This window comes from Gibbsiella dentisursi (assembly GCF_039539505.1).
GTDB lineage: Bacteria > Pseudomonadota > Gammaproteobacteria > Enterobacterales > Enterobacteriaceae > Gibbsiella > Gibbsiella quercinecans.
In genome coordinates this window covers 1,150,410-1,165,159 of sequence record NZ_BAABDG010000002.1, presented here as the reverse complement: position 1 = coordinate 1,165,159, position 14,750 = coordinate 1,150,410, and the positions used below count along the sequence as shown (strand labels likewise).

General features: G+C 51.5%; 11 protein-coding genes. 3 read left to right on the top strand and 8 right to left on the bottom strand.

Annotated elements, in window-relative coordinates; genetic code table 11:
* Positions 1 to 9 precede the first annotated feature (9 nt).
* Positions 10 to 1,077, top strand: a complete 1,068-nt coding sequence (locus ABFX35_RS05700) for an SDR family oxidoreductase (RefSeq protein ID WP_346079754.1) — start codon at positions 10 to 12, stop codon at positions 1,075 to 1,077.
* A gap of 106 nt (positions 1,078 to 1,183) precedes the next feature.
* Here ABFX35_RS05700 and ABFX35_RS05695 read toward each other — a convergent pair whose 3' ends face one another.
* The 7 genes from ABFX35_RS05695 to ABFX35_RS05665 all read right to left on the bottom strand — a co-directional run bounded on the left by ABFX35_RS05695 (position 1,184) and on the right by ABFX35_RS05665 (position 10,433).
* Complete coding sequence (locus ABFX35_RS05695) at positions 1,184 to 2,209, bottom strand: L-dopachrome tautomerase-related protein (RefSeq protein ID WP_346079752.1); 1,026 nt, start codon at positions 2,207 to 2,209, stop codon at positions 1,184 to 1,186.
* A gap of 389 nt (positions 2,210 to 2,598) precedes the next feature.
* Entirely contained in the window at positions 2,599 to 3,486 is an 888-nt protein-coding gene (gene garR, locus ABFX35_RS05690) for a 2-hydroxy-3-oxopropionate reductase (protein WP_346079750.1), read from the bottom strand.
* A 41-nt stretch (positions 3,487 to 3,527) separates the two neighbouring features.
* Entirely contained in the window at positions 3,528 to 4,301 is a 774-nt protein-coding gene (garL, locus tag ABFX35_RS05685) for a 2-dehydro-3-deoxyglucarate aldolase (protein ID WP_346079748.1), read from the bottom strand.
* Between the two features lie 105 nt (positions 4,302 to 4,406).
* A complete protein-coding gene (locus ABFX35_RS05680; protein ID WP_346079746.1) occupies positions 4,407 to 5,177 on the bottom strand; it encodes a hydroxypyruvate isomerase family protein in 771 nt (256 codons plus the stop codon).
* 119 nt (positions 5,178 to 5,296) lie between these two features.
* Positions 5,297 to 6,787, bottom strand: a complete 1,491-nt coding sequence (locus tag ABFX35_RS05675; protein WP_346079744.1) for a CoA-acylating methylmalonate-semialdehyde dehydrogenase — start codon at positions 6,785 to 6,787, stop codon at positions 5,297 to 5,299.
* A gap of 417 nt (positions 6,788 to 7,204) precedes the next feature.
* A complete protein-coding gene (araD, locus tag ABFX35_RS05670; RefSeq protein WP_346079742.1) occupies positions 7,205 to 8,950 on the bottom strand; it encodes an L-arabinonate dehydratase in 1,746 nt (581 codons plus the stop codon).
* A gap of 106 nt (positions 8,951 to 9,056) precedes the next feature.
* On the bottom strand, positions 9,057 to 10,433 hold the full coding sequence (locus ABFX35_RS05665; RefSeq protein ID WP_279022567.1) for an MFS transporter: 1,377 nt from the start codon (positions 10,431 to 10,433) through the stop codon (positions 9,057 to 9,059).
* A 514-nt stretch (positions 10,434 to 10,947) separates the two neighbouring features.
* Between ABFX35_RS05665 and ABFX35_RS05660 the strand changes: the two genes are divergently transcribed.
* Positions 10,948 to 12,393 carry an aminotransferase-like domain-containing protein gene (locus tag ABFX35_RS05660; protein WP_095844864.1) on the top strand — a complete coding sequence of 482 codons (1,446 nt, stop codon included), beginning with the start codon at positions 10,948 to 10,950 and terminating at the stop codon, positions 12,391 to 12,393.
* 97 nt (positions 12,394 to 12,490) lie between these two features.
* Here the strand turns inward: ABFX35_RS05660 and ABFX35_RS05655 are convergent, their stop codons facing one another.
* Positions 12,491 to 13,528, bottom strand: coding sequence for an isopenicillin N synthase family dioxygenase (locus ABFX35_RS05655; RefSeq protein WP_346079739.1), 1,038 nt, complete (start codon positions 13,526 to 13,528; stop codon positions 12,491 to 12,493).
* 389 nt (positions 13,529 to 13,917) lie between these two features.
* Here ABFX35_RS05655 and ABFX35_RS05650 point away from each other — a divergent pair, with 389 nt between their 5' ends.
* On the top strand, positions 13,918 to 14,724 hold the full coding sequence (locus tag ABFX35_RS05650; protein ID WP_346079738.1) for a GntR family transcriptional regulator: 807 nt from the start codon (positions 13,918 to 13,920) through the stop codon (positions 14,722 to 14,724).
* Positions 14,725 to 14,750 lie beyond the last annotated feature (26 nt).

Here is a 14,750-nt window from a genome sequence, read left to right as displayed (position 1 = left end):
AGCGACAGTATGAGCAACAAAGCACTGATTATCGGCGCCAGTGGCATCATCGGCAGCGCACTGGCTGAACACCTTCTTGCCAGCGGCTGGACGGTTTACGGCCTGTCACGCGGGCGCAACGCCATCGTCCCTGGCTGCCAGCCGATCATCGCCGATCTTACGGATAGCGAGTCCGTTGCGGCGGCGGTTAGCGGGCTGGGTATCACCCATGCGTTCCTCACCGCTTGGTCACGGCAGGCAAACGAGAAAGAGAATATTCGCGTAAACGGCGCCATGGTGCGCAACGTGCTTGAGCCGCTCGGCCGCACGGCACAACTTAAACACGCGGCATTGGTTACCGGCCTGAAGCACTATCTCGGGCCGTTCGAAGCCTACGGTGCAGGGGCAGTGCCGATCACGCCGTTTCGTGAAGAACAAGGCCGCCAACCGGTGGAAAATTTCTACTACGAGCAGGAAGACCGGCTGTTCGAAGCCGCCAACCGCTACGGTTTTAGCTGGAGCGTGCATCGGCCCCATACGATTATCGGTTTCGCACTCGGCAACGCGATGAACATGGGGCAAACGCTGGCCGTCTATGCCACGCTGTGCAAACACAGCGGCCAACCCTTTGTCTTCCCAGGTTCGGCGGCGCAGTGGAACGGCCTCACGGACATGACCGATGCGCGCCTGCTGGCACGGCACCTGGCATGGGCGGCGCTGAATGAACAGGCCAAAAACCAGGATTTCAACGTGGTGAACGGCGATATCTTTCGCTGGAAATCGATGTGGGCGCAGTTGGCCGATTACTTCGGCATTGAAGCCGCGCCGTTTGACGGCACGCTTCGCCCACTGGAAGGCCGGATGCAGGATGCTGCGCGCCAATGGGCCGATATTGCAGCCAAATATCAGTTACAAGAACCGAACGTTGAACGCCTGGCTTCGTGGTGGCATACGGATGCCGATCTCGGCCGGCCTATGGAAGTGGTGACGGACATGACAAAAAGCCGCAAGGCCGGGTTCCTCGATTACCAAAGCACGCCTGATGCATTTTTCGATCTGTTTGCACGGTTAAAGGCATTGCGCCTCATCCCCGCTTAAACCTTAAACACAGGCTGCCCTGCAGCGCACGGCAACCGGCCCCGTTAATCAACGGCCGGTTGCCGGTTAATGGTTACGCCTTTCTTGCACGTGCCGCCCATCATCATCACGGCAGTGGGAAGCGCAATACACGAAACGGTGGATGGGTATCATCACGGCCGCCATTGTTGGCCGGCGTGCGATGCGCCTGCGCGGCGCCGGTATAAACCTTGCCGTCCGGCCCAATCGCCATGGCGTCCGGCCAGTCAAGCAGCGCCGACGTAACCACCTGACGCAGCGAGCCATCCGGCCGCCGCAGTTGGATGGCATGATGCTCCACGTCCGACAGCAGCATATCACCGCTGGGCAGCATCAGAATGCCGCCAACCGGCATCAATGGCCCAAGATTTTCCACCCGCTGATCAAGCGAGGCTTCATCAAGCTGGGTGTTAAGCAGATCGCTTAACTGCACACGCCACAACGTGCCCCCCAACGGCGGGCAGAAATACAGCCACTGTTTATCAGGGCTGATTTCAATACCGTCGGCATTGACGATCGGGATGCCGCCTTCAGGCGTTTTCTCCGCCACGCCGTCGATCACCGCCACCTTGCCCGGCTCCGCTTTGGTTTTCTGGCTGTTGGCCAACAAACGGCGCGCCTGCCCGCTGGCTAAATCGAGCGTAATAATGGCACCGGTGCCCGATTCCGTCAGGAAAGCGATCTGGTCAACAATGCGCACATCGTTAAGGCAGCCGCCCGGTACCGGCACAATCGATGCCTCAAGCGGGTACACACGCCCGATCTGATTCTTTTTAATATCAATATCGACCAGCTTCGCGCCCCCTTTGCCCAACGTACAATCCACCGCCCACAGATGATCCGGCTTATCCGGCTCGATGCGCAGCGCATTGATGTTGACAAAATGCTTCGCCGGATCGGACTGCGGCGCCCACGTATTCCAGCTATCGCCGGGATAAGGAATGACTTCGCCGTTCACCACCACGCCAACCGAAAACGAGGCCTGCTGTACCCAACGCGGCATACCGACAAATACCCGGCCATCCTGGGCAACGGCGATACCGTTTATTTGGTAGGGGGTGGTAATCACCGTTTCCAACTGGGCCGGCGCGGATACCGCCGGCACCGACCACATGCCGCACGCCAGCATGACGCCGGTAATCAATGCCGCATAATACGTTTTACCGTGCCGTCCGGCGCGATTAGTTGATTGGCTACATTTTTTTCTATTTGCTGGGACACGATAAGACGTTGTTCCCACATCGGCTTTTATATGCATCATCGACCTCATCATTAAAATTTCCGTTAATAATAAAGGGCCCCAAAATACGGCCGTATTCACCATAAAAAACATACGTCATAGCAAGAAGCAGGCTTTCATTATTTACCGACAAATACTGGCGGGCGTAGTTACATACCATGCGCCAACCGCACTGCTATTTTGTCAGCAGCACATTACCGCAGAAGAATATCACTCGATGATCTACCCGTAAGATTGCAAGCGGCGGATACGTTGGCACAACGCTAATTAGCTTTTATTTCCGTGCCGGTCTGCGCCTCATAAAAACGCGCTATTGCGCTGTGATCCAACTCCCCCATATCATGGGTACGCAGCGCCTGCATAATTTCCATTACCATTGAAGTTAAGGGCAAATGCGCGCCAATGCTGTGTGAGGTGTCCAGGGCGTTTTGCAAATCTTTTATGTGTAAATTCAGGCGGAAACCCGGCTTGAAGTTCCGAGCCAAAACCATCGGCGCTTTCGCGTCAAGGACGGTGCTGCCGGCTAACCCGCCGCGAATAGCGTTATATACCACCTGGGGATCCACGCCGGCTTTGGTCGCCAATATAAAGGCTTCCGACATGGCCGCAATATTAAGGGCGACAATAATTTGATTGGAAAGCTTGGTGATATTCCCGGCGCCAACATCCCCGGTATGTACCACAGAACTCGCCATGGCGCTGAGTAAGTCGTAATACTTTTCAAATAGGGCAATATCGCCCCCAACCATCACCGAAAGCGAACCATCAATCGCCTTCGGTTCGCCGCCGCTCACCGGCGCATCCAGCATTGAAATATTTTTCTTCGCTAATTCGGCGGCAATCTCCTGGCTGGACAAAGGCGCGATGGAACTCATATCAATCAATACGCTGCCCGGTTTTGCACCGGCAATCACCCCTTCTTCCCCCAAAACAACCTGCTTCACCTGCGGCGAATTCGGCAGCATGGTGATAATCACGTCGCACTGCGCCGCGAGCGCTTTGATACTGGTGGCGCCCATCGCCCCCAGGGCGACGAGCTCATTTACCGAGGTTTGATTTAGATCGCTAACAATCAATGAGTAATTTGCTTTTAGCAAATTTTTACTCATGGGCTTGCCCATAATGCCTAAACCGATAAATCCGATATTCATTGATGTCTCCTCATCTGTATAGACGATTTCCAGCCAGGGAATCAGGCTTCTTTCGTGATAAATCCGTCAGCCAGCTTTTTAGTCGCCGCACGGAATAAACCTAAATCGCTGCCCACCGCAACGCAGGTTGCCCCCATCGCCAAATAACGTTGAGCGTCCGCCTCGACGGGCGCAAGGATCCCCGCCGCTTTATGATGAGCCCTGGCGACATCAAAAACATGTTGGATAGCTTTTTGCATTTCGGGATGGTGTAGATCCGAAAAATAGCCCAAATTGGCCGAGAGATCGCTCGGCCCAACGAACAGCACGTCGATCCCATCAACAGCCGCGATTTTTTCCGCATTATCGATGCCGGTCTGGCTTTCAATTTGCGCCATGATGCAAATATTGTCGTTAATATTTGCAAAATAGTCAGGCACGGTGCCGTATTTATTATTTCTTTGCGCCAGCGAAATCCCGCGAATACCTTGAGGCGGATAGCGCGTTGCAGTAACGGCCTTAATGGCGTCAGCCTCAGTGTCGATAAACGGGATGAGAAAATTAGAAAAACCAATATCCAGCAGCCGTTTGATAACGATAACATCATTCCATTCCGGCCGGACGACGGGCGCGCTGCGGCTATCTTTTAGCGCCATTAATTGCGGAATAAAGGTCATAATATCATTACAGGCGTGCTCCCCATCAAGCAACAGCCAGTCAAAACCGGCATATCCCAAAATTTCTGTGGTGATCGGGCTGCCCAGCGAAGACCAGCAGCCAATTTGGTTTTTCTGCGAAAGCACATTTTTCCTGAATTCATTTATACACGTATTCATTTCTTTTCACCTTGCGCAAATATCAGGGGTTGGGCGCTGGCCATTTGTTACTCAAAGAGAAACCATGCCAACGTGGGATAAGCGTTATACTCGAATTATTTAGAGTTATACTGCCAACGTTTTCAATGTATTGAGCCCCTCCTCGGTCTTGCCTCTGGGGCGATACTCCAGCGCGATAGGATCGCGGAACCCTATCCGCTTGAATGCCGAGATGACGGCCCGAAAGTTAACTTCCCCTTCATCCGGCTCATGCCGGGCGGGAACGCCGGCAATTTGAACATGCCCGATAATCTCGGCATAACGTTCGATCCGGTTAATCAAATCCCCTTCCATAATTTGGATATGATAAACGTCGAACAGCAGCTTGATATTGTCCGCCCCAATTTCACCGATCAGCTGTGCAACCCGATCGCTGTGAGAAACCAGGTAACCGGGCATATCGCGTTGGTTAATCGGCTCAAGCAACAAAATAATATTGGCGGCAGCGGCTTGTTGTGCGATCGCACGCAGGTTTTTAACCAGCGTGGCCAACGCCGCCTGCCGTTGCTGCGGTTCGACAATACCGGCGGTGACATGGATCTTTTTCACCCCCAACGCCGTTGCATAGGCCAATGCCGTTTGCCAATGCGCCAAAAAAACCGCCTCTTTACCGGGAACACCGGCAAAACCAAACTCCCCCTGGGCCGGATCACCGCTCGGCGTATTCATGCTGGCGATGGAAACCCGGCTGTTCTTTAGCAAAAGCGTGAGTTCATCAAGGGGAATGCTATACGGATTAGGGCATTCAACAATATCGAACCCACATTGCTTCGCCGCCGCGAACCGCTGCGCCAACGGATATTCAGTAAATAAAAACCCAATATTCGGATAGAACATTCCCCCTCCGCCTTAACCCAAAGGTTGATGGTTTGCGTATGCACCTTGCAAGCGGCGCCCATAGCCTGCACATTCCCGGTTATTTTCAGTACGCCCGGTGGCACCGGGCTGCTGAATATTTACAGGGTCGGCATATTAAATTCGGCTTTGGTATGCTCTTTGGGCCAGCGGGAGGTCACCGTCTTGAGCCGGGTGTAAAACCGAACGCCTTCCGGCCCGTGCATATGATGATCGCCAAAGAGCGAGGCCTTCCAACCGCCGAAACTATGAAACGCCATGGGAACTGGAATTGGAATATTAATACCGACCATCCCCGCCTGCACACGGTGTTCAAACTCATCGGCGGCCCGGCCGGAATCGGTAAAAATACTCGCGCCATTGCCGAACTCATGCTCGTTAATCAGGCGCAGCCCTTCATCAAAGCTATCCACCCGCACGATAGCCAGAACCGGCCCAAAAATTTCTTCCTTATAAATCCGCATTGAGGTGCTAACCTGGTCAAACAGGGTCGGCCCGACAAAGAACCCCTTTTCATAGCCTGAAAGCGTGAAATCTCTGCCGTCCACCAGCAACGTTGCGCCTTCCTCAACACCCGCGGTGATGTAACCTTTCACCTTTTCCTGATGTTCAGCAGAAACCAACGGCCCCATTTCCGCCTGATCGTCGCTGCCGACGCCCACCTGCAGCGTAGCAATGCGTGCTTGCAACTTTTGGCTTAACCGGTCGGCGACATCGTCCCCAACGGCAACCGCGACCGAAATCGCCATGCAACGCTCGCCCGCCGAGCCATAGGCCGCGCCGATCAACGCCTCGACGGTCACATCCAGATCGGCATCCGGCATGATCAGCATATGATTTTTTGCCCCGCCCAACGCCTGAACGCGTTTACCATGGGCGCATCCCTGTTCGTAGATATAGCGCGCAATCGGCGTAGAGCCAACGAAACTGATGGCCGCCACGTCCGGGTGGAAAAGCAAGCCGTCTACCGCAGCCTTGTCCCCTTGCAGCACGTTAAAGACACCGTCCGGCAACCCGGCCTCTTTAAGCAGCTCAGCCAATAACAGTGCGGTGGTCGGATCCCGCTCCGAAGGCTTCAAAATAAAGGTATTGCCACATGCCAGCGCCATCGGGATCATCCACAACGGCACCATAGCTGGAAAATTAAACGGCGTAATGCCTGCCACAACCCCCAAAGGTTGACGCAAGCTATGGCTATTAACGCCGGTGCCGGCCTGCGCCGAATATTCGCCCTTCAGCACCTGAGGGATACCGCAGGCGAATTCCACCACTTCAATGCCCCGGGTCAGTTCGCCTTTGGCATCCGCTACCGTCTTGCCATGTTCCTGGGAGATAATTTCAGCGATTTTAGTCGCATTTTTTTCCAGTAACTCCTTGAAACGGAACATAACCCGCGCACGACGCAGCGGCGTGGTATTCGCCCAAGCCGGGAACGCGGCTTTAGCCGCTGCTACTGCGGCATCAATGTCCTCTTGATCCGCCAGGATCACTTCGCCACTTTGTGTACCCAGCGCCGGGTTATAAACCGGCTTCGTTTGTTGGGAAGAACCGGCGGCGTATTTCCCTTGAATAAAGTGTTGGATTTTCTTCATAAGTCATCTCCTACGCAAGTCAGCAATATAACCGCAGCCTATCGAGATATATCAATATTATGCGTTTTAAATCACAATGGTTTAACTATCTCAGGTTTAAACAGAACGATATTCACATCTACCCATACAGGGCTGCCGTTGATCAATATCCTTTAATAGGAACCGTTGAAGAATATTGACACATTGCGTTCTGGTAAAAACCCACTTTCTCACTTAAACAAGAACATGGATCATTCATCCGCTATCGTTTTATTTGAGCGATTGGTTATTACATAGCAATCTCCTTCATAAAATTACCGCCACCAACGTTTGGACGGGGAGTATGTGCACGCCAGAAATCGGCGTACACACATCACTAAAACAATAAGAAAACGCACCTTCATGGCTTATTAAAAATACCGCATCCACCCCTGGATTTTATTGTATTGGCGGCTCTGGGATTTTACCCTGCTCGCCGGCAACGGTTTCCAGATAATCGAAATCACAGCCATCATCCGCCTGGCTAACATGTTCGGTGAACATTTTCCCATATCCCCGTGGATAATAAGGCGCAGGTTTTACCCAGGCCGCCCGGCGACGTTCCATTTCCGGTTCTGATATCAGTAAATTAAGCTGCCGCTTCGAAACGCTTAATTCGATAAGGTCACCATTTTTGACAAAGGCCAGCGGCCCGCCAATAAAAGATTCCGGCGCAATATGCACCACGCAGGAGCCAAAACTGGTTCCACTCATTCTTGAATCAGAAATGCGCACCATATCCCGGACGCCCTGCTCAAGTAATTTCTTCGGAATGGGAATTTGCCCCCATTCCGGGAACCCTGGCGCGCCCAACGGGCCGGCGTTTTTCAGCACCAGCACCGAATCCTTATCCACTTCAAGCGCCGGGTCATCGATGCGGCTTTGCAAATCCGTCACGTTTTCAAACACCACGGCTTTGCCGATATGCTCCCGCAACCCCGGGTCCGCCGCGTGAATTTTCAGTACTGCACTGTTAGGCGCCAGGTTGCCGCGCAAAATGACCAGGCTGCCCAATTCCCCAAGCGGCTGCTCCAGCGGCAGTATCACGTCGTCGTTATAAACTTCGGCCCCCTGGATGTTTTCGCCTATCGTTTTTCCTGTCACGGTCAGCGCGGAACCATCAATCAAATCCCCCATTCTTGCCAACAACGCTTTTAAGCCGCCGGCATAGTAGAAATCCTCCATCAGATATTTCCCTGCTGGGCGGATATTGGCTAAATGCGGCACCTTTTGCGCAATTTCATCAAAGCGCTCCACGGTTAACGGTACGCCGGCGCGCCGGGCCATGGCGATAACATGCACGACGGAGTTCGTTGAACCGCCCAATGCCAACGCGGTCGCGATAGCATTATCAAACGAGGCCGCGCTTAAAAAGTCCGACGGTTTTAAATCGTCCCATACCATTTCAACGATGCGGCGCCCGGTTCTTTCCGCCATGATCGCATGCCGGGAATCCGGTGCGACAATCGACGATGCCCCCGGCAAACAAAACCCCATGGCGTCGGCCATACTCATCATGGTCGGCGCCGTGCCCATGGTCATACAGGTACCGGCCGAACGCGAGATACCGTTCTCTACTTCTTCCAATTGCTGTTCGGTATATTCACCGGCTTTGTACTTATACCAGGAGGCAAACAGATCGGTGCCGGAACCCAGCGTTTTCCCTTTATTGTCCCCACGTAAAGACGGGCCCGCCGGGAAATAAATCGCCGGAATATTCATCGAAATTGCCCCCATAATAAGCCCAGGGGTCGTTTTATCGCATCCGCCCATCAGCACTACGCCGTCAATCGGGTGCGAGCGCAGTAATTCTTCCGTTTCAATCGCCAGCAGATTGCGATACAGCATCGCTGCCGGGCGAACATAGGGTTCGCCCAACGACATTGCCGGCAATTCAATCGGAAAGCCGCCAGCCTGAAAAATGCCACGCTTTATTTGTTCTGCCCGATCTTTAAAATGCGTATGGCAAGGATTGATCTCGCTCCAGGTATTAATTAAGCCGATAACCGGCTTGCCCATATAGTCTTCTCTGGCATAACCCTGTTGAGCCATTCTGGCACGGTGCCCTAATGAACGAAACACGGGTGCGCCATACCAACGATAACTGCGTAAAGATTCAGGACTCACTTTTTTATTAGTTGACATAGGCTCCTCACTGACTTTGTATCATTTACATCAAACCGTATTATTTATTTGAATCACGATTTGCTCTTGAATAACCTAACGATCACATCATTACCGCTATATTTTTTTAAGAAAATTCGACGCGTTTAATTTCACCGACCAGGAAGACATAACAGAAGATAGTCAATGCAGCAAAGAACGACACATACATCAACGCACCATGGAAAGAACCGGTAGCGGCAACGATATAGCCGATAATGATCGGTGTAACGATGCCGGCGATATTGCCAATCGTATTAAACAAACCGCCGCTTAGCCCGATCGCTTCTTTTGGTGAGGTATCCGCCACCACCGCCCAACCCAGTGCGCCAAACCCTTTGCCAAAGAAAGCAAGCGACATAAAGAATATAGCCAAGCTGACTGAATCGACATAGTTGCAGACCAGCATCGACATCGAACACAGCATGCCTAAGATAATGGGCGTCTTACGTGCCAATGAGAGTGAACACCCTTTCTTTATCATAAAATCAGACACAATCCCGCCCAGGATCCCACCGGCAAAACCACACAGCGCCGGCAGGGATGCAGCAAAACCTGCGCCCAATATCGTCATATGCCGCTCTTTGATGAGATAGACCGGGAACCAGGAAATAAAGAACCAGGTCAGCGTCGAAATACAATATTGCCCTAAATAAACCCCGACCAACAGGCGCTGTGACAACAGCATCTTAACCGTGATTTTTTGCTCCGTTTCTTTTTCAACGAAAGCGGCGGCCTGTGGTTCTGTTTTCCCCAACGATGCATCGAGATTAACTAAAGCACCGCCTTGTTCTATATACGCCAGTTCATCTTTGGATACCCAAGGGTGCTGGGAAGGTGGGTAGATGATCCTTAACCAAATGAAACTGATGATAATGCCGATAAGCCCCATAAAGATGAAGGCGCTGTGCCAGCCATAGTTGTGGGTAAACCACCCCATTATCGGCGCAAAAATCGCCGTGGCGAAATATTGGGCCGAATTGAAAACGGCCGAGGCGGTTCCGCGCTCTTTTAACGGGAACCATGCCGACACCACGCGGCTGTTACCGGGGAATGCCGGGCACTCGGCCAACCCGACGATAAAGCGCAGCAGGAACAACACGGCCACCGCAAGGGAAACGGTGCCGAATAGCGTTACCCCATGAAGCAGAAAGACGCCGGCTTGCAGCATCGTAAACAACGACCAAAGAAAAATACTCCAGAAGTAAACCCGCCGCGAGCCGAACCTATCAAGCAACCGCCCCCCTGGGATTTGCCCCAGGACGTAAGCCCAGGCAAAAGCTGAAAAAATATACCCCAGGCTGACCGAACTGATGCCAAGTTCTTCAGACATTGGCACACCGGCAATAGAAAGTACCGCACGATCGCCATAGTTAACCGCAGTCACGATGAATAACATAAACACGACAAGATAACGGATAAACCCGGTTTTCTTTAATTTTATCTGTTCTGTGATATCAGTCATAATTTAACTCCAGAATCGGATTAAAAAACACTATTTATTTTTATAAATCTGCGATTAAAAAAACTGTCAGGTAAAGCGGCCACCATTAGACGGTGTTAATTATTTTACTTACTACAACCGCACCTTTAATTGGCATCTTAAACACTAAACGCTTTATGTATACGTACAATTCCAAAAATAATCAGATAAACAGTATTGTAATTTTTACCCATACAGTTGCCGCCAATGCAATAAGCCATTGCATTCATAAGGTTAAGTCTGTTGGTTATTTATTCATTTCAATTCAGGATCACAGAAAACAAATAAACAGCATTAAATGAGAAAATTATGATAGTGATCTTCATCACAAAAACAATTATTACCGGGTTAGCCGATTACACCTGTCTGTATACTGGCATTAGGATTTTTTTAAAAATTTGGGATTTGTATCACATTGGAAGAGGATACCAGCAGCGCCAAGACAACGCTTTTATCATTGTAACCCGCCTTCTGCAGTTGATAACACAGGTTAATCATGAACAATTTTTTAACGTTATCTATTGATAAGCAATCTTCAGTTACGCTCGTAGAACAGCTTATGCAGGCCTTTCAGCTCGCGATACGTTCCAAACATTTTCCTCCCGGTGGGAAACTGCCTTCCATCCGGCGCTGTGCGCAAATGTGTCAGGTCAGCGCTTCAACGGTTGTCATTGTTTACGACCAATTAATTGCCGAGGGCCTGATAAAATCGATTCCTGGCTCGGGTTTTTTCGTTATTGACAAGCCAATGAATTATGTCAATGACCAACAGAAAAACCAAAAGGCCGTCGACTTCCCTATTGATGACTATTGGTTATTAACAAACGTATATTATTCACATACCAGCTATAGTCATTTTGGTTGCGGTTGGTTACCTTCAGACTGGTATCCCAATAATGATTTATCACGGGCATTACGCGCCGTTGCTCGGCAAAATATTTCTGCCAATGGTTATGGCGAGCCCCAAGGTTTTTCCCCACTAAGAGAATATTTAAGTGGCTATTTATCCGATCGCTCACTTTATGCCGCGCCGGATAATATCCTGCTAACGCAGGGAGCAAGCCGCGCGCTGGATATCATTTCCGCGGCTTTTTTAGAAAGCGGGGATACCGTGCTGGTTGATGAGCCAGGATACTGTAACTTCCTGACGTCATTGCTGATGAAAGGCGTACGCGCTATTGGAATACCCTGGACAGATCAGGGGCCCGATATTTCAGTGATGGAAAAGCTGATAAAAAAACACCGGCCAAAACTTTATTTTACCAACCCGTGGTTGCATAACCCCACCGGCACCTGTATGAGCCTTAACGTCGCTTATCAGGTTTTGATGATCGCCGAGCAACAGGGCATAAAAATCGTCGAAGACCATGTATCCGGCGATCTCATGCCGCCTAATAGCGTCACGCTGGCCTCACTCGGCGGGCTTGAGCGCGTGATACATATCAGCAGTTACTCAAAAACGCTGTCGCCCAGCCTGCGCGTCGGTTATGTTGTCGCCGATGTGCCAACAATCAACCGGCTGACACAGTATAAAATGATGAGTGGCCTGACCTCCTCCGAATTTGTTGAACGAATCGTATTAAGCCTACTGAAAGAGGGCCACTATCATAAGTCGCTGGAGAAATTACGCGCAAAACTGGCATTGGCGCAAGCGGAAGTTGGCCGTTTTTTGCAAGAATTAGGTTGGGAGTTATTTATTCAACCTAAAAATGGCTTTTATATCTATGCAAAACCCAGAGGCTCAAAAATGGATGCGCAGACATTAGCCGAACGCGCCAAAAAAGACGGATTAATCTTTGCCCCCGGCTATCTTTTTCATCCTCAACATATGAGAAGCCCATGGATACGCTTTAATGTTGCGTATTCACTCACGCATAAAAATATACTTATCTCTTTTTTGAAAAGTGAGGATTGTATTAGAATTTGCAACGGCAATAATTAATCGGCGTTTCGGTGGTTGGGGCAAAACGCCGGTTTTACTCATGGCGGCGGCAGCTTGGCCCAAACGAAGGCAACATATCGGCTAATGAAAAGATGGCTTATTCTTGAATAGCCGTCGTGGCTTTGGCCTGCAACACATCGCCGTAGTGGCGTGCGGCGACGTCGGGGTGGGAGCGTAACCGCCCTTTGAGATAATTCCAGCCCACATCGCGCAGCAACGGGTTTTGCGGATCGCTGGTCGGCCCCAGCGCCTGCGCGGCAAGGTGGGCGGGCAATTGATAGATGGGCACCACGGCATCCAGTTGCGCGCCAAGAAAGAAGGCAATCGATAGCCGCTCGCGCCCTACCGGCGGCGAAACCACGCGGTGCACGGTCGCCCGCAGGTAGCCATTGGTCGCCAGCTCCAGCAGTTCGCCAATATTAACGACAAACGACTCCGCCAACGGCAATGCGTCGATCCAATCGCCCGGTGCGGCCTCCACCTGCAATCCCTGCTGATTGTCCTGCAATAAGAAGCTTAAAAAGCCGGAATCCTTATGCGCCCCAACCCCTTGCTGGCTACCGTTATTTTGCTGGCCGGGATAACGGATCAGCTTGATATGCTCATTGGGCTTTTCACCGTACAACACATCAAAGGCGTTGACCGGCAGTTCCAATGCTTCGGCAAATGCCCGCAACAGGCGCAGCGACATGCGCGTCATCGCTTGCTGCCATTGCAAAAGTACCGTTTTCAGTTCAGGAAGCGCCGCCGGCCAAAGGTTTGGCCCTTGTAAACGCCGCCAACTGGGGGCGCCGGCCAACGGCGGCAATGCCGGGCGCTCCGCGCCGATGTCGAACTGCTCACGCCAGTCCGGCTGGCTGCGCGTCAATTCGGCGCCGGCCCGGTTATAACCACGAAAATGGGGGGAGTGGATCATGGCGACACGCCGTTTTTCTTCATCCGGCAGGGCAAAAAACGCTTGCGCCAACTGCTGTACACGCTGTTGCAGTTCGCGGCTGACGCCATGATGAACCAGATAGAAAAAGCCGACGTCGCGCGCGGCCCGGTTTAGCTTTGCCAGGAAGTTCGCTCGCGCTTCAGGCCCGCCATCAAGCTGCGACAGATCGAGTATCGGCAAGGCGGTAATATTGCTCATAGCAGACTCCATGATTTGCCCAATAGAAATTACTCAGATCAAATTCAGACTCGCTACAGCAACGATAATTTTTCATGGCAAGTTCCCGCGATAAAGGCCTTGGGCAGATAGTAGTCCCGTTCGATCGCCCTAGAAATGCCAATAATGGAAAAGCTCATTCAGATAATGGTTATCGTGCGGCGCGCAATTGCGGCAGTTGAACAATGCCACCGGCTGAGGGCCCCGCTTCGCCGGTAGCCTGTTGATTTCCGGTTACCTTGGCCGCAGCGGCAGGTTAATGAACAAAAAACATGCAATTTCCGGCAATAGATAGCAGATATTCTTATTTCATCTTATGCGTGCCTGTTTGTACCCTCTCATCATCACATGTCATATCAAGTGGTGTAAAAATGAGCAATCTGGAACATCAAAAGCCAAGCCTGGTGGTTATTTCTGAAACTGCGGATGAACCGCTATCGGTGCATCTGGACACGCCCAGCCCACTGTATGAGCAGATAAAAAACATCCTCAGGACCCGGATCCTGGAAGGCGTCTATCAACCGAATCAAAAAATGCCGTCGGAAAGTGAGATGATATCCGCCTTTGGCGTCAGCCGTATCACCGTGCGCCAGGCGCTAAGCGATCTGCAAAGCGAAGGCCTGATTTTTCGCGTCCATGGTAAGGGCACCTTCGTTTCTAAACCGCGGGCATTTCAGGATCTGGGCAGCAGCCTGCAAGGGTTTGGCATTGCCATGCGCCAAATGGGCTATGAAAGCCATTCCAAAGTGCTTTCCATGCGCAATATTGTCGCCCCTTTCCAGGTACAAGAAAAACTACAGTTAACGGGAAAAGCCAAGGTGACCGAACTGCGCCGCCTGCGCTTTCTTAATCGCGAGCCGATTTCCGTCGATGTGACTTATCTTTCAACCAGCCTGGGCGCCCGCCTGGCCAAGGCGAATCTGGTCACCCGCGATATATTTGCCATTCTGGAGAATGATTTTCAGATCCCGCTTGGCCATGCTGATTTGCAGATCAGTTCAGGCCTGACAGATGAACTGCTGGCCGAACAATTATGCGTTGCGGAAGGCTCGCCGATCTCATTTATCGAACGGACGGTATATCGCACTGATAATACGCCGATTGAATTTGAGCATTTATATTATCGCGGCGATGCCTTTAAGTTTAAGTTCCGCGTAGACAGAGCACCCAAAGCCTAATACCACTACAACGATAAATTAAATAA

Coding starts and splice junctions, on each gene's coding strand:
- ABFX35_RS05675 (WP_346079744.1), bottom strand. CDS start 6,787: ATGAAGAAAATCCAACACTTTATTCAAGGGAAATACGCCGCCGGTTCT.
- ABFX35_RS05695 (WP_346079752.1), bottom strand. CDS start 2,209: ATGTGGTCGGTGCCGGCGGTATCCGCGCCGGCCCAGTTGGAAACGGTG.
- ABFX35_RS05650 (WP_346079738.1), top strand. CDS start 13,918: ATGAGCAATCTGGAACATCAAAAGCCAAGCCTGGTGGTTATTTCTGAA.
- garL (WP_346079748.1), bottom strand. CDS start 4,301: ATGAATACGTGTATAAATGAATTCAGGAAAAATGTGCTTTCGCAGAAA.
- ABFX35_RS05680 (WP_346079746.1), bottom strand. CDS start 5,177: ATGTTCTATCCGAATATTGGGTTTTTATTTACTGAATATCCGTTGGCG.
- ABFX35_RS05655 (WP_346079739.1), bottom strand. CDS start 13,528: ATGAGCAATATTACCGCCTTGCCGATACTCGATCTGTCGCAGCTTGAT.
- garR (WP_346079750.1), bottom strand. CDS start 3,486: ATGAATATCGGATTTATCGGTTTAGGCATTATGGGCAAGCCCATGAGT.
- ABFX35_RS05665 (WP_279022567.1), bottom strand. CDS start 10,433: ATGACTGATATCACAGAACAGATAAAATTAAAGAAAACCGGGTTTATC.
- araD (WP_346079742.1), bottom strand. CDS start 8,950: ATGTCAACTAATAAAAAAGTGAGTCCTGAATCTTTACGCAGTTATCGT.
- ABFX35_RS05700 (WP_346079754.1), top strand. CDS start 10: ATGAGCAACAAAGCACTGATTATCGGCGCCAGTGGCATCATCGGCAGC.
- ABFX35_RS05660 (WP_095844864.1), top strand. CDS start 10,948: ATGAACAATTTTTTAACGTTATCTATTGATAAGCAATCTTCAGTTACG.